Origin of the sequence: Streptomyces sp. NPDC127114, assembly GCF_042677525.1 — a bacterium.
Classification (GTDB): Bacteria; Actinomycetota; Actinomycetes; order Streptomycetales; family Streptomycetaceae; genus Streptomyces.
The window spans coordinates 81,334-106,876 of the sequence record NZ_JBHXTJ010000002.1 but is presented as its reverse complement, the minus strand read 5'-3'; the positions used below and the strand labels follow the sequence as shown (position 1 = coordinate 106,876).

The window sequence follows — 25,543 nt, the reverse complement described above, 5'->3', positions numbered from 1 at the left end:
GTGTCTGTCAACCTTCCCTTGCGGACCCGCGGGTCACTCGTCGATGAGGCTGGTGCTGTCCGAGAACTGGGCCAGCCGGAACACCACGAACTCGGCGGGCTTCACGGGCGAGACGCCGATCTCGCAGACCACCCGGCCCTGGTCGATCGACTCCTGCGGGTTGTTGTCACGGTCGCACTTGACGTAGAACGCCTCCGCCGCCGTGCGCCCGAACAGCGCGCCGCGGCGCCACTCCTCGGTGAGGAAGGCGGTGACGTTGCGCCGGATGCTGGACCACAGCCGGTCGTCGTTCGGCTCGAAGACCACCCACTGGGTGCCCAGGAGGATGGATTCCTCCAGGTAGTTGAAGAGGCGGCGCACGTTGAGGTAGCGCCAGGCCGGGTCGGAGGAGAGGGTGCGGGCGCCCCAGATCCGGATGCCGCGGCCGGGGAAGGCCCGCACGCAGTTCACGCCGATCGGGTTCAGCAGGTCCTGCTCGCCCTTGCTGAGCCGCAGTTCCAGGTCCACCGCGCCGCGGATCACCTCGTTGGCGGGGGCCTTGTGCACACCCCGCTCGGCGTCGCTGCGCGCCCAGACGCCGGCGACGTGACCGCTCGGCGGGACCGTCGTGTTGCGTCCGGAGGCCGGGTCGAAGACCCGCACCCACGGGTAGTAGAGGGTGGCGAAGCGGGAGTCGTAGCCCGCCTCGTCCTGGCGCCAGCGGCGTACGGCCTGCGCGTTGAGGCCGGGCGGGGTGTCCAGGACGGCGACCCGGTCGCCCATCTGCTCGCAGTGCGCGATGACGGCGAGCTGGACGGTGCGCACGCCCTCGTCGTCGATCGCACCGCGCTCGTAGGCGCTCATCAGGTCCGGCACCGCGACCATGGTGATCTCGTCGATCGTCTCCAGACCGGCGAAGCCGGTGCGGGCGCCCGCGTCGCCGACGTACTCCGCCGGGTCGAGGCGGGCCGGGGCCGGTCCGCCGACCTGGGCGGCGGGCGCGGCCGGAGCGGCGGGGGTGGCCGGCGCGGCGGCGTCGGGCAGGGCGACCGTCTGGCTCTCGGGCCGGGTCTGCGTGCCGTCGCGGCGCTCGGCGACCTCGATCAGCTTCGAGCCGCGGGTCTGGGTGACGAAGTAGCCCTTGACGCTCTTGCGGGTGGAGACCTCGTAGGTCTCGGCGACCTGGTCGCCCTGGCGCACCAGGACCTTGAAGCGGTCCTCGGGCGGGTTGTCGCCCTCCACGTCCGCGATCTCCACGGACACGCCGCTGACGCCGGGCCTGGCGGAGACCAGGAAGCCGCCGAGCTCGACCGGCCGGCCGGCCGGGACCTCCTGACGACCGCCGGCGGCGGACGACGCTCCCGCCCCGCCCTCGGAGGCCTGGCTGCCGACGCGCACGATGTACGCGGCGCCGCCGCCGTTGGCGAAGTACCCGTAGACGGCGTGGGGCAGGTAGGCGCCGTCCGCGAAGCCGCCGAAGACCTGGGTGTACTGGTCCCAGTTGGTGACCAGGGTCGGCTCGTGGAACGGCCCGCTCCGTGCGAAGCCCACGAACGCGGCGACCGCGGTGCCGACCCCTTCGATCGGGCGAGCACCGGACTGCACCTCCTCCACGTACACGCCCGGGGTGAGGTACGTCGGCATGCGCGCTCCTTCGTTCTGTCACTTCTGTCACTGGTGGCGGTCCCAGCTTTTCCGCCGGGCCGTCAGGGCGACAGGTGCGCGCGGACCTGCGCGGGGGCAGCGGGGCTGCCCTCCCGGGACCCGCCCCGCGACCCGCACCCCGGACCCGCTCCCGCTCCTCGACTTCCGCGGCCCGCTCGGGGCGCCTGCGCTCCGCGCCGGTCTCAGCGCCGCGTGACCTCGGCCAGGTACGGGCCGAACTCGCCCGCCAGGACCAGCCGGCCCAGCTTGCGGTACTCCTCGGCGACGGCCGTCACCAGCTGGGACATGGTCAGCGGACCGCCCGCCGCGGCGGCCGCGTAGGCCGCGGTGACCGCGCAGGCCCGGATGCTGCCGCCGGCCAGCTCGAAGCGCTCCGCGCAGAAGTCCAGGTCGAGGTCGGCCGCGCGGGGCAGCCGCGCGCCCAGACAGCGTTCCCACAGGGCAAGCCGCTGGGCGGCGTCGGGCACCGGGAAGTCGGCGATCACGTCCAGGCGGCGGGTGAACGCCTCGTCCAGGTTGGACCGCAGATTGGTGGTCAGGACGGCGATGCCGTCGAAGGACTCCATCCGTTGCAGCAGATACGCCGACTCGACGTTGGCGTGCCGGTCATGGGCGTCCTTCACCTCCGAGCGCTTGCCGAAGATCGCGTCCGCCTCGTCGAACAGCAGCACCGCGTTGACCGACGAGGCCTCGGTGAAGATCCGTTCCAGGTTCTTCTCCGTCTCGCCGACGTACTTGTCGACGACCGTGGACAGATCCACCACGTACAGGTCCATGCCCAGATCGGCCGCGACGACCTCGGCGGACATGGTCTTGCCGGTGCCGGAGGCGCCCGCGAACAGGGCGATCACCCCGCGTCCGCGCCCACCGCCCGGCCGCATCCCCCACTGCCCGAGCACCTGGTCACGGTGGCGGGCGCGCACGGCCAGCTCCCGCAGCTGCCGGTGGGCGGGCGGCGGCAGCACGAGGTCGTCCCAGCCCACGGCGGGCTCCACGCGCCGGGCGAGCCGGGCGAGACCGGCACCGCTCTGGCCGCGGACGGCCGTGCGCAGGTCGTCGGGTGACACCGCCCGGCCGTCGAGCGCGGCCGCGCGGACGGCGGCCCCGGCGGCGCGCCGCAGCTGCCCGGCGTCCAGGCGGTGAGCGGCCACGGACAGCGCGAGCGCCTCGACGTCGGGAGCTGCGGCCGGAGTTCCTCCGTCCCGGGTCGGCGCGGCGCCGTCGCGGGGCGCGGTCGGGCCGGCCAGGGTGCCGGATCCGGGCGATCCGGGCGATCCGGACGGGGCGAGCTCGGTCAGGGCCCGTTCCAGCGCGTGCCGCCAGCGTTCCGCCTGGCGCCCGGGCGCGGGCGCCGCCACCGCGAGGGTGACGGGCGTGTCGGCGGCCCAGGCCGGTTCCCAGCCGCTCGTGCCGTACGTGAGCAGGGGCACGCCGCGCAGGGCGGCGCACATCGTGCGCAGCAGCCGGTCCCGTACGCCCGGCCGGTCGGGCAGCGCCTCCAACGGGCCGAGCACCACGCCCCCGCCCGTCAGCCGGGCCTCGCGGGCGACGGCCCGGGCGACAGCGGCTACGGCCCGCTCGTCGTGACCGAGCGCCACCGCGTCCAGGCACAGCGCGGGCAGTCCGGCGGCCCGCAGCGCGGCGGAGGCGAGGCCTGCGGCGTCGCCGCCGCGGGCCCGCAGGTGCACGTGACCGGTGCCGGTACGCAGCGCGGCGACCGCGCGGTCCCGCTCCACCGGCTCGGCGGCCGGATCGGCGGCCGGGTCCTCGGAGCGCCCGCCGAGCAGCTCGGCGAGGCTCGGGTCGGGCGCGTCGTCGCCGAGCAGGTGCGCGGTGACCCGGTCGGGGACGACGAGCACCCGCGAAAGCGGCGGCCGTTCGGGCTCGGTCACCTCCACGAGACCGCCCGCGACCAGCGGCGCGCCGGGCGACAGCCGGAACCGCGCCGAGGGGATACCCGCGCGGCCGACGAGTTCCAGCGCGAGCCCGACGGTGGGCCGGCGGCGCGTCAGGTCGTCGTTGAGATAGCCGTAGAGCCGCTCGAAGCGGGCGTCCAGGTCCGGCGCGAGGGCCACCAGGAGCAGGTCCAGGTCCAGCGGCGCGAGCCCGAACCGGCCGGCCAGGACCGCGAGCCGCGAACCCGGTGGCGGGCCGGCCGGTGCGAGGGCGGGCAGCTCGGCGTCGTACGGCGGGTCGAGCACCCGGGCGACCGCCTCGGGCGTCAGGTACTGGCCGCGGTAGGGGTCGTACGGGTCGGGGTCGACGGCCTGCCGCGCCGCGACCGCCTGCCGCACCCGCTCCTCGACGAGCTGCAGCCGGGTCCACAGGTGGCGGGCGGGGTCGTCCGGTCCCGCGGCCGCGTCCGTGGCACCAGCCGGTGCATGTGCCGGTGCCTCGTCACGTACGGATGCGGACATGGGGACCCCCGGCGGGCGCGGAATCGGCTACGGACACGGAATGGGCGACGGACACGGAATGGACGACGGACACGGAATGGGCGACGGACACGGAATGGACGACGGACACGGAATCGGCGACGGGCGCCGCATCGGCCGCGGACACGGCATCGGCTGCGGATACGAGGCCGGGTGCCGTCGGCGGCTCGGTGGTCCGCGCGGCTGGCGCGGACGGCGGGCTGCCGGTCACCGTTGACGTCCTCCCCGGCGACGGCGGGCCGGCACCGGACGGCGCTCCCGGGGAGCGCCGAAGCCCTCGCCCGGCGCGGGCTCGTCCAGCTCGGCGTACCGCAGCCGGTGCTGCTCGTCGCTGCCACCGGTGTCGTGGCCCGGCTCGCCCCGCACCCCCTCATCGACCCGCGTCCCCGGCCGGAGCCCCGGTCCGGAGCGCACGACGAGGCCCTCGGTGACCGGCGGGGCGGTGTTCCGGGTGACGCCGGCCAGCGGGGCGCGGACCCGCAGCCCGATCGACGGCCGCAGTTCGCCGCCCAGCGCCGACCACACGTCGGAGGCGGCCGGGGCGTCCGCACCGGTGCCGCCGACCTCCAGCGGGACGAGCAGGCCGAGTTCGGCGAGCGTGCCGCCGAGCAGCTCCGGCGGCACGGCGTCGTGCGACACGAGGCAGGACAGCACCTCGGCGAGCAGCCGGTGCTCGTCCTGGGGCCGGCCCGCCCAGGCGGTCACCAGGTAGGTGAGCTCGAACCAGCGCGGCGGGGTGCGGCGCGCGACGACGAGGCCCTCCGCGTCGTACACCTCGCCGGCCCCGCTGCCGCGCCGGGTCTGGTCCTCGCGGACGTCGTACAGGAACACGCAGACCGTGGGCGCGCTGCGGCGCGCCGCCCAGTCGCGCGTCGGCGCGTCGAAGACGACCTCGATGCCCGACGCCTCCAGACCGGACCCGGCGAGCAGCCGCCGCAGTCCCTCGTCGACCTCGTGGATCATCGGCGCGTCACCGTGTCCGGCGGCTGCACCGTTCCGCTCACCACCAGGAAGTCGGTCTTCACCGGCGAGAAGCCGGGACCGCTCGCGGTGATGGTGCGCGGGCCGGTCTGGTCCTTGGTGAGGATGAGCAGCTGCCCCGCGAAGGTGCCGTCCCTTCGCGGTACGGTCGGCGCCGCCGCTGCCGTGATGCCGGGCTTCCAGGTGAGCTTCACGGGCACGCCGGGCGGGAAGTCCCTGCCGCGCACCGAGGTGACGAACCCGGGCTTGCCGATCGGCGGCACGGCGACGATCCTCGGCTGGAGGATCCGGATGCGCCGCTCCGCGGTGTTGTCGCCCGGGTCGGCGTCCGTGCCGCTCGTGGTGAGCCGGCCGGTGACGCGTCCGGTGAGCGCGCGGTCGGGCCGCAGGACGACCTGGACGACGGCGCCGGCGCCGGGCACCAGGTCCGGCAGCGCGCACGACCAGGAGGCGTCGCAGCCGGGCGGCGGCCCGTCGTGGGGGACGCCCGGGGGCAGGCCGACGCGCAGCCGCAGTCCGGTGGCGAGGGCGTCCCGGCCGTTGCGGACCGTGTACGTGACGACGACGCGGCCGCCGACGTAACCCGGGTCGGGCTGGGCGCTGACCCGCACTCCGGGTCCCGCGAGCGGGGCGGGCGGCGGGGGCGGCGCGGTGGTGGGCTTCGGGGGCGTCGGCGTGGGCCTGGGCGTCGGCGTGGTCGGGGTCGGCGTCGGTGCCTCGCGCACCGGCACCACCGTCCGGCCGGTGTTGTCGCCCGGGTTGGGGTCGAGGACGGTCCCGGTGACGGTCCAGTCCACCGGCTGGTCGCCCGGGACGAGCCCGGCGAAGGTGACGGTGACCGGGATCGTGGTGCCCGGCGGCACGATGCCGAGGACGCAGGTCAGGGCTGCCGGATCACAGGTGGCGCCGGGCGCCGTGAGGGCGGTGACGGTCAGGCCGGTGGGCGGCGCGACGGTCAGCCGGGTGCCGGGGGAGGCCGCCGGGCCGTGGTTGACGACGTTCACCCGGGCGGTCGCGGTCTCGCCCGCGGTCACCGGGGGAAGGGCCGCGGGCGCCTCGACCGCGAGGTCGACGGACTGCTGGACGGCGGGTTCCTTCTGGCGGCCGGGCAGGTCGACGGTGAGGTGGACGAGTTCGCCGGTGGCCACGTCCACCCTCTTCAGCTTCTCCGGGCTGTTGGGTGCCCGCTTCGGCCGGACGCTGATGATCAGGCTCTTCGCGTCGGCCGTCCAGGCGGCGTCCCGGGGCTGGAACGGGCCGGGGTTCTCCGGAAGTTCGCGCCGGCACGCGCCCGGCACGTCGCGCGCGGCCCCGGGCAGCAGCACGCGGCAGGTGTCGCCGGTGAGGGAGGTGAGCAGGATGCCGTTGCGCTCGTCGAGGCGGCCGCCGCCGCTCTTGCGGTTGAGGGCGATGGTGGTGCCGTCCGGCGAGAACGCGGGGCTGTCGTCGATGACCTCGCAGTCACCCGGGCAGATCGCGGCGCTCAGGTCGCGCTGCCGGTCCGGCCGGTCCAGCCGGTCCACAGGCACCGTCCAGACGTGCTTGTTCCCGCCGTTGCCGTTGATCACCAGGTTGCGGGTGAAGGCCAGGGTGGTGCCGTCGGAGGACCAGGCGGGCTGGGCGTCACCGCCTCGCGGCTGACCGGCCGGCGGGACGATTTCGCCGCGGATCGCTCCCGAGGCGGCGTCCGCGACGAGGATGCGGCTGGTCCAGGCGACCCCGCCGGTCCCGTCGGGCGACATGCGGGTGAAGGCGAGGAGCCGTCCGTCCGGTGAGAACGCCGGGTCGGTGTCCCGGTCCCCGGGGCCGCGCCCGGCGAGCGGCAGCGGCGCCTCGTGGGTGCCGTCGGCGTCCACCATCCAGATCCGCTCGATCCGCCGGTCGGCGGTGCCCTCGAACCGGGTCACGACGATCCGGCGCCCGTCGGGCGTGTAGCTCTGCCGCTCGGTCCACGGGTCGGAGCCCTTGGCGGGCTGGAACAGCGGGTCCTTGGCCGGGTCGGTGTTGGTGTCGGCGGCCGGGTCCTCCTTGAGGATCTCCACGTTGAGGTCCCGCGGATCCGCGCCGTCCGGGCGGGCGTCCTGCAGGGTGACCACGTGCGGACCGGCCGCCGAGGTGCGCTCGACCACCGCGCCGCCGCCGGTCACCGGTCCGAGCCAGGTGACCTCGCTGATCTCCCGGTCCTCGCTCAGCTCGACCTTCGGGGTGGCCTCCGAGTGCGCGTCCACCCGGAAGACGTGGTTCCAGTCGCCCTCGCAGTCGCAGGTGCGGTCCGGGCTGAGGAACAGCAGACCGTTCCCGTCGGGCAGCCAGGCTGCCCCATGGGTCCGCCACTTCGCCTGCGCGCCCGACAGGAGCTGCCCCTTGGCGACCCCGTCGGTCCACTTCAGGCGCGGGCCGTCGGGGCCGGTCGCGGTGTACGCGATGACGTCCCGGTTCTCGGCGTCGTCCACCGGGTTCCAGACCGGCTCGGACGCGGTGCCGTGGGTCGGGTCGCTGACCAGTCTGGCGGCGCCGCCGTTCATGGGACGCACGTACACCTGCCGGCCGAGGACCGGGTCGGCGTCGCTCACGTACGCGAGGCGCCTGCCCTCCGGCGAGACCGTGGGGTGCACCTCGTTCGCCGGGGTCTCCGTCAGCCGGGCGAGTCCGGCGCCGTCGGTGCCGACCCGCCAGATGTCGCGCTGCCCGCCGTCGCGCGGTGCCGCGTCGAAGACGACCGCGCGGCCGTCCGGGGTCAGCCGGGGGTTCGCGGCGTCGAGACCGCTGGTCAGCCGGTGCACCGCGCCGTCGGCGGTCCGCAGGTAGATCTGCGGGGCCGGCTCGTCGCGGCGGCTCGCGAACACCAACCGGTCGCCGAGCGCGGCGGGTTGCACGTCCATGTGGGCCGGGCCCGGCCCGAACAGGGGCGTGCTGTCGGTCGCCGTCGTCACCCGGCCGAGGCTGCGGTGCCGGGTGCCGGCGAACGCGATCCGGCCCTCACCGGCCGCGGCGGCCCGAGGGCCCGCCTGCGCCTCGTCCGGGGCGGAGGCCGCCGTCACCGCCAGGAGGGGGACCAACAGCAGCAGCGGTGCCGCGGCCCTTCCCCAGCGGTACCGCCGGCCACCGGAGCCACCCGTGCTCATCAGGGTCCACCTCACAGTCCGGTGCATCACAGTCCTGTGTGCCAGCCTGCGGGCCGGCGGGCCCGCCGGGCAGGGCCAGGGGGCCGCACCCGGGGGAAACGCGCGGTGCGCTTTCGGGCAGCCGCGGCCACGGCGGCCGGCCGCCGCCGGCGTCGCCTTGGCCGGCGTCCGCGCCTTCGCCATGGCCGTCGCAGTCGTCGTCTCCGTGGCCGTCGCCGCCGCCGGCGTCGTCGCTCAGATCAGACCGTTGCGCAGGGCGAAGCCGACGGCGTGCGTGCGGTTGCGCAGCTGCAGTCGCGTGATCACCTCGTGCAGCACGTTCTTGACGGTCCGTTCGGAGTACGAGGTCTTCCGCGCGATCTCGGCGGTGTCCAGGCCCTCCGACACCAGCCGCAGCATGTCGGCCTCGCGCGCCGTGAGCGTGGACAACGAGGAGGCGTGCGGGTCGAGCGCCGCTCGCTGCAGGCTGCCGACGTGCTGCAGCAGGCGGGCGAGCAGATCGCCCGGCAGCACTCCCTCGCCCTTCGCCATCGCGAGCACCAGCCGTAACAGCCGGTCCTGGTCCGCCTCGGCGCGCCGCAGCACCGCCGTGACCCCGCACTCGATGGCCCGCTGCAGGGCGTCCCCCGACTCGAAGGTGCCGACCACCAGGCCGGTGGAGGTGCGCGGGTCCTGCCGCAGCCGTCGCAGCAGCGCCACGGTCTCGTCGTCCACGCTGTCCACGGCCACCAGCGACACCTGGGCGCCCTCCGGGCGCCCCTCGACGACGAGTTCGAGTTCCGGGCGCTGGCGCAGCTGATGGACCACGCCGACGTGGAGCACCGGATCGGCGGCGTACACCGCCACCGAGATCCGCCGCCCCGCGCGGGGCGGTGTCACCGTGCCGGACGAGGAGATGGTGTCGCCCTGCTGAGCCTGTGTCATGTGCGTTCCTGTTCGATGAGACATGTGGGGGGCCGGGGTGTCCGGCGGACCGGAGCCGACCGGGCGCTGAGGAGATGCGGAGCCGGACGGGCTCCAGGGAGATGCGGATGCGGAGCCGGACGGGTTCCAGGGAGATGCGGATGCGGAGTCGGACGGGCCTTGGGGAGATGCGGAACGGGCCGGGAGAGTTCCGCGCGCGGAGCCGGGCCGGAACACGGCCGGGCCTACGGGGCACCGCCGTTGCCCGGTGCGTTGCCCTCCGGTCCGTTCCGGCGCCCGGTGCGCCGTCGCTAGCGTCGAGGGGTGACGTCCCCAGCAGCCTCTTCCAGCCCTGGCGCGCCCGCGCCCGACATCCCGCGGGTGTCCGTGACGCCGGGCGGCACCGCGACCACCAGCCTGACCGTGCGCAACGACGGTGACATCGTCGAGGCGTACGGCCTGGAGGTGGTCGGCGACTGCGCCGCCTGGACGACGGTCGAACCCGAGCGGGTCTCGCTGTATCCGGGCACCTCCGAGACGGTGACGATCCGGCTGGCGCCGCCGCGTTCCCCGCAGGTGCGGGCCGGTGACCTGCCCCTCGCCGTACGCGTGCTGCCCACCGAGCACCCCGAGGCGGTGCGGGTCCCCGAGACCGTCGTGCACGTCGAGGAGTTCCGGGAACTGCGCACCGCCGTCGCCCCGCGCCGCCGCCGCGGCTGGCTCCGCGGGCGTTACCGGCTCGCGGTGCGCAACGAAGGCAACGCGCCCGTACGACTGGGCTTCACGGCCGGACAGCCGGGCGAGGAGCTGAAGTTCGACTTCAAGCCCGCCGACCGGTCGCTCGAGCCGGGGGAGTCCGCCGAGGTGGGGCTGCGGGTGCGTACGGGCCGGCCCGTGTGGTTCGGAACGCCGGTCACCTGGCCCTTCACCCTGGACGTGACCGAGGAGCGGGACACCGGGGAGGCGCAGGACCCGGCTCTCGTCCGGGCACCGCTGGACGCGGAGTTCGTCCAGATCCCGATTTTCCCGAGGTGGCTGCTCGCGGTCCTGGCGGCGCTGCTCGCGCTGCTGATCGCCTGGTTCGCCCTGGTCCGCCCGGCGGTGCGCAGCACCGCCAAGGAGGCCGCCGACGAACTCGTCCAGAAGCGGCCGGCCCCCAGCGCCGAGCCGAGCGCGCCGCCCTCCACCGGGACCGGCGAGGGCAGGCGTCCTGGCGGCACCGGGCAGGGGCCGGGCGGAAACGGCGCCGGTGACGGCACGGGCACCGGCAGCGCCACCGGTTCCGCTTCCGGCGGCGGGCAGCAGGGCTCGACCACGATCGACCTGGAGACCTCCGGCGGCCGGACCGAGACCGGCACCTACACCGTGCCGAAGGACAAGGCGTTCGGTATCACGGACATCGTTGTCGCCAACTTCCAAGGGGACGAGGGCGTGATGACCATCGCCTTCGGCGACCGGAAGATCACGACGATCGCGCTGGAGACCTTCCGCAACCAGGACTACCACTGGGTCACCCCCATCAGGATCGTCGAGAACCAGACCGTGACCATCCAGGTGACCTGTGCGAAGCCGGGCACCCCGGCCACCGGGCGGCAGGCGCAGAAGTGCCACGAGGTCCTGAACGTGAGCGGAGTGCTCAGCGACCTCAGGTGAACCGGGCGGCACGGCCCATCCTCGGAGCCGGATCCGTAAACATGCAAGCCGCACGCAACCGCGCTGTCCAGAAGGCGACGGCCACCTGGTGCGAGGAGCTGTCCGGTTTGCGGACATGTGTTCGTACGGAAAAACGTCAAAACGGCGGACTTCGGTCCGCCGTTTCCCGTCCGGCACGCGAAACAGGAAGGCCGGATCGCGTGCCTTCGTCCGTCGCGCCCCGACCCGTCGGGCTCGTCAGGACTGTCGGACTTGTCGCTCCTGTCGCACCTGTCGGCCCGTCAGCGGCGCTGCCACCGACGCCGCGAACCGCTTCCTCGTCGCGTCACCGCAAGGACGCCGACTCCCTTGAAGCGAGCTGAAGCGAGTCGAAGCGAGCCGCGGGGGATCCGAAGTGAGCCGGAGCGAATGAACTCCCTTGCCGGAAAGGGCCTCTTGGAGCGGTACGCCGTGGTCATACTGGCCCGGTGCCCAGCATCGTGATCCCCGCCCACAACGAGGAGCGCACCCTCGGCCGGCTCCTGGACCGCCTTCTGGAAGGCGCCGCGGAGCGGGAGTTCGACATCCTCGTCGTGTGCAACGGCTGTACGGACGACACCGCCGCCGTCGCCGCCGCGCGCGGCCCGCGGGTCCGCGTCGTCGAGACGCCCGTCCCGTCCAAGCACGAGGCGCTGCGCCTCGGCGACCGGCACGCCGAGGGCTTTCCCCGGCTGTACGTGGACGCCGACGTCGAACTCGGCGCCGCCGACGTACGCGCCCTGAGCGCGGCGCTCTCCGGACCCGGCGCCGTGCTCGCCGCCGCGCCCGCGCGCGAGCTCCCGATGACGGGCTGCTCCTGGCGGGTGCGCGCCTACTACCGCGTCTGGCAGCGGCTTCCGGCGGTACGCGACGGCCTGTTCGGGCGCGGAGTGATCGCCATGTCGGCCGAGGGCCACGCCCGGCTCGCCGCGCTCCCGCCGCTGATGGCCGACGACCTGGCCGCCTCCCTCGCCTTCGCGCCGACGGAACGGGCGGTGATCCCCGCTGCCCGCGTCGTCGTCCGTCCGCCCCGCACCTGGCCGGACCTGATCCGCCGCAGGATCAGGGCGGCGACGTCGACGGCCCAGCTGGAGGCCCATCAGGGCGCCGCCTCCGCCGCCGGAACCCCGCAGCCCTCCGCCCGGACCGGGATCTCGGACCTGCGCGCCCTGCTGCGCGCGGACCCGACCCTGCTCCCCGCCATGGCCGTCTTCCTCTCGGCTGCGCTCGCCGCGCGCAGGGGCGCGCGCAAGGCGGTCGCGGCGGGAGACTTCGACACCTGGCTCAGGGACGAGAGCAGCCGGCAGTGAGCGGTCGGCCCGGGCCGGAGGCGACCCGAGGGATCCGGCCGTTCCGGCCCCGCGCGTGATCGACGGTGCCTAGGCTGCACATGATCACGCCGAGAGAGGGCCACTCATGACCTACCGGATCCCGGGGCGACGCGCCGCCGCGCCGGCGGCGCTCGCGCTCGCCGTCTGCACCGCCTGGACGGGCACCGTCGTGCCGACGGCCCGCGCCGAGGAGCGCACGGCGGCGGTGGCGGCGGCGGACGCCGGGCCGCTCACGCCCGCGACCCGGTTCTACGTGGACCCCGACAGCGGGGCCGCACGGCAGGCGGCCGTGGACGCCGCCGCCGGCGACACGGACGACGCGGCGAACATGACCCGGCTCGCGGGCCTGCCGCAGGCCGCCTGGTTCACCGGAGGCACGCCCGCGGAGGTCCGCGCGGACGCCGCCGCCCTCGTCGCACGGGCCGGCGCCGCCGGGCAGGTGCCGGTGCTCGTCGCGTACAACGTGCCCGGTCGTGACTGCGGCCTCTACTCCGGCGGCGGCGCCACGTCCTCCGCCGCCTACCGGGAGTGGATCACCGCGCTCGCCGAGGGCGTCGGGGACGCCCCGGCCGTCGTGGTCCTGGAGCCCGACGGCCTCGCCGCCCTGCCCAAGGACTGCGCGGGCTCGGTCGACCCCACCGGTGAGCTGACCGCCGCCCGCCTCGCCGACCTCGGCTTCGCCGTGACCACCCTCAAGCAGCGGCCCGGCACGGCCGTCTACCTCGACGCCGGCAACAGCCAGTGGCGTGCCGTCGGCGACATGGCACGGCGGCTCATCGACGCGGGCGTGGCCCGCGCCGACGGCTTCTCGCTCAACGTGTCCAACTTCCAGCCCACCGACCACCAGACCCGCTACGGCACCTGGGTCTCCCAGTGCGTCTGGTTCGCCACCGAGGGCCCGGAGTGGGGCCGCGGCCACACCGACTGGTGCGCGAGCCAGTACTACTCCGCCGCCGCCCCGAACGACGGCCGCCCGGGCAACGCGGTCTCCGCCGACGACCCGACCACCTGGCACTGGACCGACGCCTGGTACGCCCAGTCGGCCGGGCAGCCCTCCACCACCGAGCTCGCCCACTTCGTCGTCGACACCAGCCGCAACGGCCGCGGCCCCTGGCAGCCCGCCGCCGGCACCTACGCCGACCCGGAGACCTGGTGCAACCCGCCGGGCCGCGGCATGGGCCCGCGCCCGACCGCCGACACCGGCCTGCCCCTCGTCGACGCGTACCTGTACGTGAAGACGATCGGCGACTCCGACGGCAGCTGCACGCGCGGCACGCCCGGTCCCGTCGACCCGGTGTACGGGGTCGTCGACCCGCCCGCCGGCGCCTGGTGGCCGGACTTCGCCCACGCCCTGGCCCGCAACGCCGAACCCGCCCTCCTGCCCTGAGACACCGGGCCTTCCCCGTGGCCCGCCGGCGGCCCTCCAAGGGCCTCGGAGGGCCACGGGCACGTCGCCCTCAAGCCGCCCTCGCGTCGCGGCCTTCTTCGAACGGGCTCTCGACGCGGGGCCCCGCCCTGCGCGATGATCACGCCCGCACCACACCACCCCCCCTCTCCTTCGCATCCCCTACCGGGAGGACGTTGATGGCTCGCCGCACATCCCGCGGCCTGATCGCCGCGGCCACCGCCACCGTGGCGCTGATCGCTCCGGCCGGCTCGGCCTCGGCCTCGGGGACCACCCCCGTCGCCGCCGGACCGCAGGCCCGTGTCTTCATGGTCAACCCCGTGCAGTCCACGGGCGACCAGTCGCTCGCCGACGCCAAGGACGCCGCCGGCGCGGTGCCCGGCTCGGCGTACACCACCGTGGAACTCCGCGGTCTCGACGGCAGCGGAGGGCTCTCCGGCCGCTGGGCGTACGTCCGTTCCGACACGGGCGCCTCGGCGAAGACCGCCGAGGCCGGCTCGTACGACCGCGGCGACGACCAGTTCGAGCAGGTCATGGCGTACTTCTGGGTCAACGAGGCCCAGGAGTACCTGCAGGGACTCGGCTTCGGCAGCGAACTGCCCGGCGCCAACGACCGCGCGCAGCCCGTGCGCATCAACCAGTGGGGCTCGGACAACTCCTTCTTCACCGACAAGAAGGACGAGATCCGCTTCGGCAAGGGCGGCGTCGACGACGCCGAGGACGCCGAGGTGATCGTGCACGAGTACGGGCACGCCGTGCACGAGGCCCAGGTTCCCGGCTTCGGGACCTCGGCCGAGGCCGGTGCGATCGGCGAGGCCTTCGGCGACTACCTGGCCGTCGAGGTCGGCAACGCCGCGGCCGCCCGCCACGGCTGGCCGGTGAAGGCGAACCCCGCCTGCGTGGCCGACTGGGACTCCGTCTCGTACAGCAGGGCCCCACACTGCCTGCGCACGGTCGACGGCGACAAGGTCTATTCCGACCGGACCGGTGAGGTGCACGCCGACGGCGAGATCTGGTCCCGGGCGCTGTGGGACATCCGCGGCGCGCTCGGCGCCAGGACCGCCGACCGGATCATCGTGAACGCCCAGTTCGGCTTCGCTCCCGACACCTCCTTCGCGGACGCCGCGGCGAAGACGATCGCCACGGCGCGCGCCATGTACGGGCAGGGCGCGGCGGACGCGGTCCGCGACGCCTTCCGGGCCCGCGAGATCCCGGGGGTCTGAGGACGGCCCTGAGCCGGCGGGTGCCGAACCGGGCACCCGCCGGCGGATGCCCCGGGTTCGGCCCGGCGGGTGACCCGCCGGCCGCCCCGGTGGGATCCCGGACGGCGCAGGGGGTATCGAGTACAGACACCCCCTCGCGACGGAAAGGAGCCCCCTCATGGAGACCGGCAGGAGCGTCGGCTTCGTCACGTCCTTCGACCGGGCGGCCGGATACGGCTTCGTCCTACCGCTCAACTCCGAGGAACCCGTCTTCTTCCGCACCGACGACATCGAGGGCGGCCACGCCCTGTCCGAGGGCCAGCAGGTCTCCTTCGTCCTCGTCCTCGGTGACGGCCGGTTCGAGGCCCAGCAGATCCGTCCCTGACCCGAGCAGGGACAGCGGGACGCGGCGGAAGACGATCGACTCGTACGGGCCGGCCACCCCCGTCTCGTACAGCACGCCGACCGTGCCCGCGTCCGCCCGCACCAGGTCCGAGTACGCGGCCGGACGGGACGAGAGCGTGAGCGCGCGGACGACGGTCCGGCCGCCGTCGGTGCTGGTCCACAGGGCCGCCGCGGCGCGGCGGTCGGGGACGGAGGGAGCGGAGAGGAGCAGCAGGCCGGGCCGCCCCGGCACGGACAGCAGGCTGCCCTGCACGACCGGCACGTCGGCCAGGCCGGGCGTGGGCGCGTAGGGCCGGTCGAGCGTGGCACCGCCGTCGGCCGACCGGGCGTCGGCGCGGTTGCCCGGGCCGGAGCCGTGCTGGTCGCGGGCGCTGAAGTAGAGGCCGCCGTCGGCGAGTTCGGCCACCGTGGACTCGTTGGTGTTGACCGTGCCCTCGTACGACGCGTCGGCGTAGCCGATGCGCCAGTGGTGACCGCCGTCGTCGCTGTACAGGGCGTGGGCGCCGTAGTAGCGCGGCTCGCGCCCGGTGTCGGGCGAGCCGGGCGGAGGCGCGGCCGAGTGGTTGGCGGGGACGACGAGCCGGCCGGCGTGGCGGCCGTGGGTGAGCGCGATCGCGTGGCCGGGTCCCGTGGCGTACCAGCGCCAGCCGTCCCGCTTCACCGAGGACGTGATGTCCCGGGGCGCGGAGAAGCTGTGCCCGTCGTCCGCACTGCGCTGCACGTACACCCGCCGGCCCCGTTCGGGACCCACCGTGCCCTGGAGCACCGCGCGTTCGGTCACGTCGCCGTCGTTGCCCGAGGAGAGCAGGACCACGTCACCGCTGCGCGGATCGACCACCGGTGCCGGGTTGCCCCGGGTGTCGCCGCGGCCGGGCGCGACGACCGCCAACGGGCCCCAGGTGCAGCCGCCGTCCGCGGAGCGCCGGAGCACGAGGTCCACGGCGCCCGAGTCGCCCGCGCCGTGCACCCGGCCCTCGGCGAAGGCGAGCAGCGTCCCGGCCGGGGTGCGGACGACGGCCGGTATGCGGTAGACCGCGTAGCCGCCGGTACCGGAGACGTACGGCACCGAGGAGGTGCACCCGGGCGTGCCCGCCGGGGCGTCCGCCGCCACCGCGCCCAGCACCAGACCGGCCACCGCCGGCACGCCACCCCACCGCCACCGTCGCATGCGGACACCGCACACGGACAGGACGTCGGTACCCCCAACATCCGCCGACCGGAGGGAAGTCGGCGGGCGAAGCCGGGGTGAACGGGTCGCTCGCGCAGGTCTCGCCGCGTCAGCTGCCGAAGCCCGGCCCCGGCCGTGCGCCGAGTCTCAGCCCCGGCCGTGCGCCGCCAGCCGCGCGCCCACCGCGTCGAGCAGCAGCTCCAGCGCGAACGGGTGCCCGCTGTCCCGCATGTCCGCGGCCAGCAGCGGGAACGTCGCCGCGACATGCGGATGGGTGTCGGCCGAGAGCCTGCCGTACGCCGCGTGCCACACCTGCTCGTCCGCGAGCCGGGCCGGTTCCGGCAGTGCGAGCGCGGCGGCGTCCAGGGCGGCGAAGGCCAGCGCCTGGTCCACGAAGGCGTGGTAGATCCGCACCGCCTCCGCGTCCGGGAAGCCCGCCCTGCGCAGCACTCCGAGGATCGACTCCACGGCCCGCGTCTCGTGCTCGCGGCCGGTCGTGCGGTGCGCGGCGAGCGCCGCCACCTGCGGGTTCGCCAGGTACGCGGCATGGATGCGCAGCGCGATCTCGCGCAGGTCGGCCCGCCATTCGCCGGTTGCCCGCCAGCCCGCCTGCGCCCGCCCCACCATCTCGTCGGCGAGGGCGAGGAGCAGGTCGTCGGTGTTGCGGAAGTAGCGGTAGACCGCGCTGGGGTCCGCGCCCAGGGCGGCGCCGAGGCGTCGTACGGACAGCGCGTCCGCACCGTGCTGGGCGACCAGGCGCAGGGCGGTCTCGACGATCATCCGCTCGGAGAGCACGGTGCCCTGCTTGGTGGGGCGGCGGCGCTGCCGCCGGTGCTCCGGAACCACTCGTTCTGCCATGGCCGGACCCTATCGGCGGGAGCCTTACGACAACAGCCTTGACGTTCAGGTGACGGCGGAGGTTGCATGACGCACCTCGTACCGGCCGTCCGCGCCGGCTCCCTAGACCCTCCAGGAGTACGCAGATGAGCACGGCCGACCTGGTCTTCACCGGTGGTCCCGTCTTCACCGGCGACCCGGCCCGCACCCGGGCCGGCTCCCTCGCCGTGGTCGGCGAGCGGATCACCGCCGTCGGTCACGACGAGGTGCGCGACCTCATCGGTCCCCGGACCGAAGTCGTGGACCTGAAGGGGAAGTTGCTGATTCCCGGCTTCCAGGACGCGCACATCCACGCGGTGTACGGAGGCGTGGAACTCGCCGAGTGCGACCTCAGCGGGACGACGGGCGTAGACGAATACCGCACGATCATCGCCGAGTTCGCCGCCGCACACCCCGACCACGAGTGGATCACCGGCGGCGGCTGGTCCATGGAGAGCTTCGAAGGCGGTCTGCCCACCCGGCAGTTGCTCGACTCGGTCGTCGCCGACCGGCCCGTCTGCCTGGTCAACCGCGACCACCACGGCTCCTGGGTCAACTCCCGCGCCCTCGAGCTCGCCGGGATCACCGCCGACACCGCCGATCCGGTCGACGGCCGGATCGAGCGCGACGCCGACGGCGTGCCCACCGGCGTGCTCCAGGAGGGCGCCTCTGCCCTGGTCTCGCGGCTCGTCCCGCCGAGCACCACCGCCGACCGGGTCGCCGGCCTGCTCCGCGCCCAGGCCCTGCTGCACTCGCTGGGCATCACCGGCTGGCAGGACGCCCTGCTCGGGGAGTTCAGCGGCAAGCCCGACCCGTCCGACGCGTACGTCGCCGCCGCCCTGGACGGCACCCTGACCGCCCGCGTCACCGGCGCACTGTGGTGGGAGCGCCTCCGCGGTGCCGACCAGCTGCCCGAACTCGTCGCCCAGCGCGAGAAGCTGAGCCACGGCCGGTTCCGCGCCGGATCGGTCAAGATCATGCAGGACGGCATCGCCGAGAACTTCACCGCCGCCATGACCAGCCCCTACCTCGACGGCTGCGGCTGCGCCACCGCCAACACCGGGATGAGCTTCGTCGATCCCGAGGCGCTGCGCGGCTACGTCACCGAGCTCGACGCCCTCGACTTCCAGGTCCATTTCCACGCGCTGGGCGACCGTGCCGTACGGGAGGCCCTGGACGCGATCGAGGCCGCCGTCGCCGCCAACGGCCGCCGCGGCAACCGCCACCACCTGGCCCACCTCCAGGTCGTGCACCCCGACGACATCCCGCGCTTCGCCCGGCTCGGTGCGCTCGCCAACATCCAGCCGCTGTGGGCCGCGCACGAACCGCAGATGGACGAGCTGACCATTCCCTTCCTCGGGCCCGAACGCGCCGCCTGGCAGTACCCGTTCGGCGACCTGGTGCGGGCCGGGGCGACCCTGGTGGCCGGCAGCGACTGGCCGGTCAGCAGCCCCGACCCGCTCGCCGGGCTCCACGTCGCGGTCAACCGCGCCGAGCCGGGGGCCACCGACGGGCGGGTCTTCCTGCCCGGGCAGCGGCTCGACCTCACCACGGCTCTGGCCGCCTACACGGCCGGCTCCGCCCATGTGAACGGGCACGACGACGCGGGCAGCCTGCGGGCCGGCCACCTCGCCGACCTCGTCGTGCTCGACCGGGACATCCTCACCGGTCCGCCCGAGGAGATCGCCTCGGCCACGGTGGAGCAGACGTTCGTCGGCGGGGAGCGCGTGTACGCGTCCTGACCGGCGGGCGCCCGGCCACCGGAAGTCGCCCTCAGCCCGTGGGCGGTGGGGCCGGGGCCTGCCCCTCGTGTCCGCCCACGTGGGTGCGGGCGCACGCCATGAACCGTGACCTGGAGGTCAGCTCTGATGACCGGACGAGGCCCGCACCTGGAGCCGGGCGGTGAGCAGCACTCCCGCGGGGGTGCTGCCACCGCCCTCCAGGGCGGAGACCAGCAGGGCGATGCCCTCCTCGGCGACGTCCGCCGGGCGCAGGCTCAGCGTGCTGACCGGCGGGTCGGCGTGGGCGGCGGACTCGTCCTCGCTGACGCAGACCACCCGTACGTCGCCCGGGACCGCCAGGCCGAGCCGGCGCGCCGCGTCCATGAGCAGCGGCGGGCTCGCCTCGGCGACGACGAAGAGCCCGTCCGGGCGCGGCTCGGTCTTCAGGGCCTGCTCGACCGCCCGGACCGCGGGGCCGTTCCCGGGTTCCCCGACCAGCGTGACCAGGTCGTCCGCACCGTGCCGCGCGCACCAGTCGCGGTACGCCGCGAGCACCTCGCGGTGGAAGCGGGTCGTGCTGTCCGGCAGGACGAGCGCGGGCCGCCCGGCCCCGCCCTCCCGCAGGTGGTCGAGTGACTCCCGTACCGCCGCGCCGGTGTCCACGTCGACCCAGTGCGCTCCCGGGCGGTCCGCCACCGACGCGTCGCTGAACACCGGGATCCGGGCGGCCAGGAGGTCCTCCACCAGCGGGTCGCCCTCGACGGGGTCGGCCACGATGACCGCCTCGAGCGGCAGGTCCGCCCATTCCCGCTGCAGCGTTCCCGCCGGCAGCATCACCAGGGCGTACCCGTGCCGCAGTGCGGCGGCGGCCGTCGCGCCGGTGAGCTGCGCGAAGTAGGGCGAGTCGAGGTACGTCCAGGGCTCGCCGGCGAACTCGCCGACCACGTAGCCGATCAGCCGGGCCCGCCCGGCGCGCAGCTGGCGTGCGGTGGCGTTGGGCCGGTAGCCCATGCGGCGCGCGGTCTCGACCGCCTTCTCCCGCACGGCGGGGGAGAGCCGCCCCGTGCCGTTGAGCGCCGCCGACACGGTCGTCTTCGAGAGGCCCGCCTCGCGGGCGACGTCGACGAGCCGTACCCGGGGCGCGGCCGCCCGGCCGCGGCTCTGTCCGTCATGCCCTTCGGGCCGTTCGCGTGTGGTCACGGTCCGATGCTGCCATCTCGCTGACCTCTGCAAAACCGTTCCCGCAGACCCTTGTGCGGGAACGTTCCCGCATCAATACTCGCTCCATTCCTCCCCCCACCAGCCCCCGTCACTACACCCGTAAAGGGGTGGGTCTCCTTGCGCACGCCCAGACTCCTCGCCGCCGTCGCCTGTACCGCCGCCCTCGCCACCGCCTGCTCCGGCGCCACCCGGCCCGCCGGCGGCGCCGCTGACTACACCGTCACCCCGCTGAGCCCGGCGGCGAAGGGACCGCTGTCCTCCCTCACCTGGTCGCTCTACGCGGAGCCGTACACGCTCGACTACGCCCAGGCCTTCGACTACCCGCCCAACACCGTCCTCGCGAACGTCTGCGAACAGCTCCTCCGGGTCACCCCCGACCTGAGGATCGAGCCCGGACTCGCCGTGAAGTGGGACAACCCCCAGCCCGACGTCTGGGTCTACACCCTGCGGTCCGGTGTCACCTTCCACGACGGCACGGTCATGACCGCCGACGACGTCGTCGCCTCCCTCAAGCGCCAGACGGACCCCGCCACCGGCTCACCGTGGGGCTCCGCCTTCAAGAACGTCGAGGCGATCGAGAAGACCGGCCCCCTGGAGGTCACCCTCCGGCTCACCAGGCCCGACGTCCTCCTGAACGAACTCATGGCCGCCTCGCCCGGCACTATCGAGAGCGCCGCCTTCCTCGCCAAGGCCGGCAAGGAGTACGGCGTCCCCGGCGGCAGGATCAACTGCACCGGCCCGTACGCCCTGGACACCTGGCAGCAGGGCGAGTCCATCACCCTCAAGAAGCACCCCGGCTACTGGGACGAGAAGCTCACGCCGAAGACCGACAGCGTCCGCTTCACCTTCGTCGAGGACCCCGCCGCCCGCACCAACACCTTCCTCTCCGGCACCGCCGACGGCGGCTACATGGTCCCCTCGACCTCCCTCGCCCAGCTGCGGGCCGGCAGCAGGGGCAAGGTGTACTTCGGCCCCAACACCGCCGCCGCCAACCTCGCCGTCCTCGACTTCAAGGGCACCCTCGGCGACCTCCGGGTCCGCAAGGCGCTGTCCATGGCCCTGGACCGCGAGAACATCGTCAAGGCCGCCGCCGGCGGCGTCGGCGTCCCCGCCAAGGCCCCCACCGCCCGCGGCGCCTGGGCCCTCACCCCGGAGCGCACCGACCGCTACTTCGAGGAACTGCCCGATCCCGTCCACGACGTCGCCGCCGCCAAGGACCTGATCGACCAGGCCGGCGCCCACGGCAAGAAGGTCACCCTGGTGACCAGTACGCTCGCCCCCGAGATCAGCGTCGTCGCCAACGCCGTCCAGGCGGCCGGCCGTCAGATCGGGCTCGACGTCCGGCTCAAGGCCGTCGCCCCCGAGGCGTACAGCAGCATCTTCGTCGACCCGAACGCCCGCAAGGGACTCGACCTCGTCATCACCAACGGCTACGACAACACGCCCGACCCGCTGGAGTTCTACCAGTACCTGCGCACCGGCGACTTCGGGAACTACGGCAACTGGTCCGACCCCGTCTACGACGCCGCCTTCGACCGGGCCAACGCCGCCGCCGACCCCGGCGCCCGCAGCGACCTGACCGCCGAACTCCAGAAGATCGCCGTGCGCGAACTGCCCGTCATCCCCGTCTACGAGGCGCCGTACTCCGTCTTCCTCGGCGACAGGATCACCGGCGCACCCACCGGCATCGCCCAGCTCTACTACCCCTGGGCCGCGACGATCGGCGCCGCGCACTGATGAACGGTCTCGCCCGCTACCTGCTCGGACGGCTCGCCGGCCTCCTCGGCGTCCTGCTCGTCACCTCCTTCGTCGTCTTCGCCACCGTCCACCTCGCCCCCGGCGACCCGGTCTCGTTCCTGCTCCACGGCCGGCCCGCGACACCCGAGACCGTGGCCGCGCTGCGCGCGGAGCACCACCTCGACGACCCGGTGGCCGTGCAGTACGCCACCTGGCTCGGCGACGCCCTGCGCGGCGACTTCGGCCGCTCCGCCCAGTACCACCAGGACGTCGCCACCCTGCTCGGCACCCGGCTCGGCGGCACCCTCCTGCTCGTCGGCTACGCGGCCCTGCTCGTCACCGTCGGCGGCGTCGGCCTCGGCGTGCTCGCCGCCCTGCGGCCCGGCGTCGTCGACCGGCTCGTGCTCATCGGCACCGGCATCGCCACCGCCACGCCCTCGTTCGTCAGCGCCATCGCCCTGGTGTCGCTGTTCTCCGTGAACCTCGGCTGGTTCCCCGGCCCCGGCGGCACCCCCGAAGGCCTCGCCGACCGCCTCCACCACCTGACCCTGCCCGCCTTCGCCCTCGCGACCACCTTCGCCGGACTCCTCGCCCGCGTCACCCGCTCCGCGATGCTCGACGAACTCGGCCACGACCACGTCGACGTGGCCCGCGCCCGCGGTGTCGCCCGCCGCACCGTCGTCCGCCGGCACGTGCTGCGCAACAGCCTCGGCCCCGTCGTCACCGTCGGCGGCACCATGCTCGCCGGCCTCCTCGTCACCACCTCGATCGTCGAGACCGCCTTCGACGTCCCCGGACTCGGCTCCCTCCTCGTCCAGTCCGTCACCGCCAAGGACTTCGCCGTCGTCCAGGCCGTCACCCTGCTCAGCGTCGCCGCCTTCGTCCTCGTCAACCTGGCCGTCGACCTCCTCGCGCCCCTCATCGACCCCCGGCTCAGCCTGCTCACCCACGGGGAAGGCACCTCATGACCCTCACCGCACGACCCGGGGCGGCCGGCCCAGCGGCCGCCCCGCGCAGACGCCCGGGCCTGCGCCGGCTGCGCGCCCTCGGCGGCCAGGGACCGCTGTTCACCGCCGCCCTGCTGCTCCTCGCGGCCCTCGTGCTCGTCGCCGCGCTGGCCCCGCTGCTCGCCCCGTACGACCCCGAGGCCATGGACCTGACGGCCAGCCTCGTCGGCACCGGCGGCGACCACCTCCTCGGCACCGACCAGTCCGGCCGCGACATCCTGTCCCGGCTGCTGTACGGCGCCCGCACCGGTCTCCTCGGCCCGCTGCTCGTCGTCGCCGTCTCCACGGTGCTCGGCACCGGCCTCGGCGTCCTCGCCGGCTGGCGCGGCGGACGGGCCGACGCGGTCCTCTCCCGCTCCATGGACCTCGTCTTCGCCGTGCCCGGACTGCTCCTCGCCATCATGCTGGTGGCGGTCACCGGCTCCGGCATGACCGCGCCCGTCGTCGCCATGGCCGTCGCCTACACCCCGTACGTCGGACGGCTCGTCCGCGGCATCGCCCGCCAGGAGAAGGCCCGCCCGTACATCGAGTCGTACCGCGTGCAGGGCTGGTCCGGCCGGACCATCTGCCTGCGCCACCTCCTGCCCAACATCGCGCCCACGGTGCTCGCGCAGTCGGCGATGAACTTCGGCTACGCGCTGATGGACCTGGCCGCCCTGTCCTTCCTCGGCTTCGGCGTCCAGCCGCCGGCCGCCGACTGGGGCGCCATGATCAACGAAGGCCAGTCGGCGATCCAGCAGGGCGCGATGCTGCCCGCGCTCGCGCCGTCCTTCTGCATCGTCCTCGCCGTCGTGGCGTTCGGCATCGTCGGCGAGGGACTCGCCGACCGGATCGCGAAGCGGGAGCGCTGAACACACCATGACCGACCACGGCAACCAGCCCGTCCCCACGGGTACGGTCGCGGACACCGGCACCGCACCCGTCCTCGAGATCGACCGGCTCACGCTCCGGCTCCCCGAGGACCGGGCCGCCCGCCCCCTCCTCGACGGGGTCTCGCTGACCGTCGCGCCCGGCGAGACCGTCGGCCTCGTCGGCGAGTCCGGCTCCGGCAAGTCCGTCGCCTGCCGCAGCGTCCTCGGCCTGCTGCCCGCCCGCGCCCGCGTCACCGGCGCGGTGCGGATCGCCGGACGCGACGTGCTCACCATGGACCGCGCCGCCCTCGCCGCGACCCGCGCCCGCGACGTCGGCATGGTCTTCCAGGACCCGCGCGCCTCCGTCAACCCCCTGCGCCGCGTCGGCGACTTCCTCACCGAGGGACTGCGGGCCGCCGGCGTCCCCGCCGCCAAGGCCACCGAGCGCGCCGGGGAACTCCTCGACGCCGTCGGCATCCGCGACCCGCGCGGCGCGCTCCGCCGCCGCCCGCACGAGTTCTCCGGCGGCATGCTCCAGCGCGTCGTCATCGCCGCCGCGCTCGCCGGCGACCCGGCCCTCGTCGTCGCCGACGAGCCCACGACCGCACTCGACGTCACCACCCAGGCCGAGATCATCGCGATCCTCACCCGCCTCCAGGCCGAACGCGGCACCGGACTGCTCTTCGTCACGCACGACCTCGAACTCGCCGCCGCCGTCTGCGACCGGGTGTACGTCATGTACGCCGGCCGCATCGTCGAGACCGGCGCCACCACCGGCCTCTTCGACCGGCCGCGCCACCCCTACACCGCGGGCCTGCTCTCCTGCACCCCGCGCCTCGACCCCGGCGCACCCGCGCCCCGCCCCATCCCGGGACGCCCGGTCTCCGTCGCCGAGGTCCCGCCCGGCTGTGCCTTCGCCGCCCGGTGCCCGTACGCCCAGCCCCGCTGCACCCAGGAGGTGCCCGCGCTCACCGCGCACGGCTCCGGGCTCACCGCCTGCCACCGCGCCGACGAAGGGATCCTGTCGTGACCGAGACCTCCGGCCTGGTGGTGCGCGGACTGCGCAAGGCGTACGGGGCACATGTCGCCGTCGACGACGTGTCGTTCGCCCTGGCCCCCGGCTCGTCGCTGGGCATCGTCGGCGAGTCCGGCAGCGGCAAGACCACCACCGTCCGCATGCTCGTCGGCCTCGAACGCGCCGACGCCGGCACCGTCACCCTCGACGGCCGGGACCGCTCCGCCGGCACCCGCCGCACGGGCCTGCGCCGGGCCGAACGGCTCGCGCGGGCCCGCGAGATCCAGATGGTCTTCCAGGACCCCTATCTCTCGCTCGACCCGCGGGTCACGGTCGGCGGCTGCGTCGACGAGGTGCTGCGCCTCCACTTCCGCCTCGGCCCCGCGGCGCGCAAGGCCCGGGTCGCCGAACTCCTCGACCAGGTGGGCCTCGGCCCGCGCGAGGCCGCCGCGCTGCCCCGCGCCCTGTCCGGCGGGCAGCGCCAGCGCGTGGCGATCGCCCGCGCCCTCGCCGCCGAACCGCGGGTCCTCGTCCTCGACGAGGCCGTCGCCGCCCTGGACGTCTCCGTCCAGGCGCAGATCCTGGAACTCCTGGCCGGCATCCGGCGCGACGCCGGCGTGGGCTATCTCTTCGTCACCCACGACCTGGGAGTCGTCCGGCACATCACCGAGGAGGTTGTGGTGCTCCGCCACGGCCGCATCGTCGAGTCGGGCCCCACCGACCGCGTCCTCGACACGCCACGCCACCCCTACACCCGCCTGCTGCTGGACTCCGTCCCGCGCCGCGGCTGGGACCCGGCCCGGATCGCCGGGGCCCGCGCGGCGATCGGCGACCGCCCGCGGTGA

18 protein-coding genes and 1 pseudogene are annotated in these 25,543 nt (G+C 74.8%); 11 read left to right on the top strand and 8 right to left on the bottom strand.

All coding sequences use genetic code 11. The features are described from left to right. Positions 1–33 precede the first annotated feature (33 nt). The 5 genes from ACFVGS_RS02655 to ACFVGS_RS02635 all read right to left on the bottom strand — a co-directional run bounded on the left by ACFVGS_RS02655 (position 34) and on the right by ACFVGS_RS02635 (position 9,109). Positions 34–1,623 (bottom strand): phage tail sheath family protein, encoded by a 1,590-nt coding sequence (locus ACFVGS_RS02655; protein ID WP_384409789.1) that lies wholly within the window; start codon positions 1,621–1,623, stop codon positions 34–36. Between the two features lie 203 nt (positions 1,624–1,826). Next, the gene (locus ACFVGS_RS02650) at positions 1,827–4,061 is read right to left on the bottom strand and encodes an ATP-binding protein (RefSeq protein WP_385689682.1); all 2,235 of its coding nucleotides are present in this window, start codon (positions 4,059–4,061) and stop codon (positions 1,827–1,829) included. 225 nt (positions 4,062–4,286) lie between these two features. Then, positions 4,287–5,042: a DUF4255 domain-containing protein gene (locus ACFVGS_RS02645; RefSeq protein WP_385689679.1), complete on the bottom strand. Its 756-nt coding sequence runs from the start codon at positions 5,040–5,042 to the stop codon at positions 4,287–4,289. Beyond that, positions 5,039–8,185 (bottom strand): hypothetical protein, encoded by a 3,147-nt coding sequence (locus ACFVGS_RS02640; RefSeq protein WP_385689676.1) that lies wholly within the window; start codon positions 8,183–8,185, stop codon positions 5,039–5,041. Before ACFVGS_RS02640 ends, ACFVGS_RS02645 begins: the two co-directional genes overlap by 4 nt. A gap of 234 nt (positions 8,186–8,419) precedes the next feature. Further along, on the bottom strand, positions 8,420–9,109 hold the full coding sequence (locus tag ACFVGS_RS02635; RefSeq protein ID WP_385689674.1) for a response regulator transcription factor: 690 nt from the start codon (positions 9,107–9,109) through the stop codon (positions 8,420–8,422). A 303-nt stretch (positions 9,110–9,412) separates the two neighbouring features. Here ACFVGS_RS02635 and ACFVGS_RS02630 point away from each other — a divergent pair, with 303 nt between their 5' ends. The 5 genes from ACFVGS_RS02630 to ACFVGS_RS02610 all read left to right on the top strand — a co-directional run bounded on the left by ACFVGS_RS02630 (position 9,413) and on the right by ACFVGS_RS02610 (position 15,082). Further along, complete coding sequence (locus ACFVGS_RS02630) at positions 9,413–10,741, top strand: hydrolytic protein (RefSeq protein WP_385689671.1); 1,329 nt, start codon at positions 9,413–9,415, stop codon at positions 10,739–10,741. Positions 10,742–11,208: 467 nt separating this feature from the next. Beyond that, on the top strand, positions 11,209–12,069 hold the full coding sequence (locus ACFVGS_RS02625) for a glycosyltransferase (RefSeq protein WP_384409777.1): 861 nt from the start codon (positions 11,209–11,211) through the stop codon (positions 12,067–12,069). A 106-nt stretch (positions 12,070–12,175) separates the two neighbouring features. Continuing rightward, complete coding sequence (locus ACFVGS_RS02620) at positions 12,176–13,477, top strand: glycoside hydrolase family 6 protein (protein WP_385689668.1); 1,302 nt, start codon at positions 12,176–12,178, stop codon at positions 13,475–13,477. 197 nt (positions 13,478–13,674) lie between these two features. Beyond that, a complete protein-coding gene (locus ACFVGS_RS02615) occupies positions 13,675–14,718 on the top strand; it encodes a M4 family metallopeptidase (protein WP_384409773.1) in 1,044 nt (347 codons plus the stop codon). A 157-nt stretch (positions 14,719–14,875) separates the two neighbouring features. Beyond that, on the top strand, positions 14,876–15,082 hold the full coding sequence (locus ACFVGS_RS02610; protein ID WP_384409771.1) for a cold-shock protein: 207 nt from the start codon (positions 14,876–14,878) through the stop codon (positions 15,080–15,082). Here ACFVGS_RS02610 and ACFVGS_RS02605 read toward each other — a convergent pair. Together ACFVGS_RS02605 and ACFVGS_RS02600 are read right to left on the bottom strand one after the other, a co-directional pair. Then, positions 15,083–16,270: pseudogene (locus ACFVGS_RS02605) on the bottom strand (exo-alpha-sialidase); the annotation flags it as partial. It abuts the gene before it with no gap. 147 nt (positions 16,271–16,417) lie between these two features. Continuing rightward, positions 16,418–17,128, bottom strand: coding sequence for a TetR/AcrR family transcriptional regulator (locus ACFVGS_RS02600; RefSeq protein WP_385689664.1), 711 nt, complete (start codon positions 17,126–17,128; stop codon positions 16,418–16,420). 125 nt (positions 17,129–17,253) lie between these two features. On the opposite strand from ACFVGS_RS02600, the gene ACFVGS_RS02595 reads away from it, so the two are divergent. Next, entirely contained in the window at positions 17,254–18,888 is a 1,635-nt protein-coding gene (locus ACFVGS_RS02595; RefSeq protein WP_385689661.1) for an amidohydrolase, read from the top strand. Between the two features lie 117 nt (positions 18,889–19,005). Here ACFVGS_RS02595 and ACFVGS_RS02590 read toward each other — a convergent pair whose 3' ends face one another. After that, positions 19,006–20,067 (bottom strand): LacI family DNA-binding transcriptional regulator, encoded by a 1,062-nt coding sequence (locus ACFVGS_RS02590; protein ID WP_385689658.1) that lies wholly within the window; start codon positions 20,065–20,067, stop codon positions 19,006–19,008. A gap of 138 nt (positions 20,068–20,205) precedes the next feature. Between ACFVGS_RS02590 and ACFVGS_RS02585 the strand changes: the two genes are divergently transcribed. From ACFVGS_RS02585 to ACFVGS_RS02565, 5 genes are read left to right on the top strand one after another with little or no spacing between them, the layout of a single operon-like run. Beyond that, positions 20,206–21,825, top strand: coding sequence for an ABC transporter substrate-binding protein (locus ACFVGS_RS02585; RefSeq protein WP_385689655.1), 1,620 nt, complete (start codon positions 20,206–20,208; stop codon positions 21,823–21,825). After that, positions 21,825–22,793, top strand: coding sequence for an ABC transporter permease (locus ACFVGS_RS02580; RefSeq protein ID WP_385689652.1), 969 nt, complete (start codon positions 21,825–21,827; stop codon positions 22,791–22,793). The genes ACFVGS_RS02585 and ACFVGS_RS02580 overlap by 1 nt, the downstream gene beginning before the upstream one ends. Then, on the top strand, positions 22,790–23,683 hold the full coding sequence (locus ACFVGS_RS02575; protein ID WP_385689649.1) for an ABC transporter permease: 894 nt from the start codon (positions 22,790–22,792) through the stop codon (positions 23,681–23,683). Before ACFVGS_RS02580 ends, ACFVGS_RS02575 begins: the two co-directional genes overlap by 4 nt. Before the next feature lie 7 nt (positions 23,684–23,690). Beyond that, on the top strand, positions 23,691–24,713 hold the full coding sequence (locus tag ACFVGS_RS02570; protein ID WP_385689646.1) for an ABC transporter ATP-binding protein: 1,023 nt from the start codon (positions 23,691–23,693) through the stop codon (positions 24,711–24,713). Then, entirely contained in the window at positions 24,710–25,543 is an 834-nt protein-coding gene (locus tag ACFVGS_RS02565) for an ABC transporter ATP-binding protein (RefSeq protein ID WP_384409756.1), read from the top strand. Before ACFVGS_RS02570 ends, ACFVGS_RS02565 begins: the two co-directional genes overlap by 4 nt.

Bases quoted from the DNA above. Each gene is read 5' to 3' on its own strand.
- ACFVGS_RS02655 (WP_384409789.1), bottom strand. From the start codon at position 1,623: ATGCCGACGTACCTCACCCCGGGCGTGTACGTGGAGGAGGTGCAGTCC.
- ACFVGS_RS02650 (WP_385689682.1), bottom strand. From the start codon at position 4,061: ATGTCCGCATCCGTACGTGACGAGGCACCGGCACATGCACCGGCTGGT.
- ACFVGS_RS02645 (WP_385689679.1), bottom strand. From the start codon at position 5,042: ATGATCCACGAGGTCGACGAGGGACTGCGGCGGCTGCTCGCCGGGTCC.
- ACFVGS_RS02640 (WP_385689676.1), bottom strand. From the start codon at position 8,185: ATGAGCACGGGTGGCTCCGGTGGCCGGCGGTACCGCTGGGGAAGGGCC.
- ACFVGS_RS02635 (WP_385689674.1), bottom strand. From the start codon at position 9,109: ATGACACAGGCTCAGCAGGGCGACACCATCTCCTCGTCCGGCACGGTG.
- ACFVGS_RS02620 (WP_385689668.1), top strand. From the start codon at position 12,176: ATGACCTACCGGATCCCGGGGCGACGCGCCGCCGCGCCGGCGGCGCTC.
- ACFVGS_RS02615 (WP_384409773.1), top strand. From the start codon at position 13,675: ATGGCTCGCCGCACATCCCGCGGCCTGATCGCCGCGGCCACCGCCACC.
- ACFVGS_RS02610 (WP_384409771.1), top strand. From the start codon at position 14,876: ATGGAGACCGGCAGGAGCGTCGGCTTCGTCACGTCCTTCGACCGGGCG.
- ACFVGS_RS02600 (WP_385689664.1), bottom strand. From the start codon at position 17,128: ATGGCAGAACGAGTGGTTCCGGAGCACCGGCGGCAGCGCCGCCGCCCC.
- ACFVGS_RS02595 (WP_385689661.1), top strand. From the start codon at position 17,254: ATGAGCACGGCCGACCTGGTCTTCACCGGTGGTCCCGTCTTCACCGGC.
- ACFVGS_RS02580 (WP_385689652.1), top strand. From the start codon at position 21,825: ATGAACGGTCTCGCCCGCTACCTGCTCGGACGGCTCGCCGGCCTCCTC.
- ACFVGS_RS02575 (WP_385689649.1), top strand. From the start codon at position 22,790: ATGACCCTCACCGCACGACCCGGGGCGGCCGGCCCAGCGGCCGCCCCG.
- ACFVGS_RS02570 (WP_385689646.1), top strand. From the start codon at position 23,691: ATGACCGACCACGGCAACCAGCCCGTCCCCACGGGTACGGTCGCGGAC.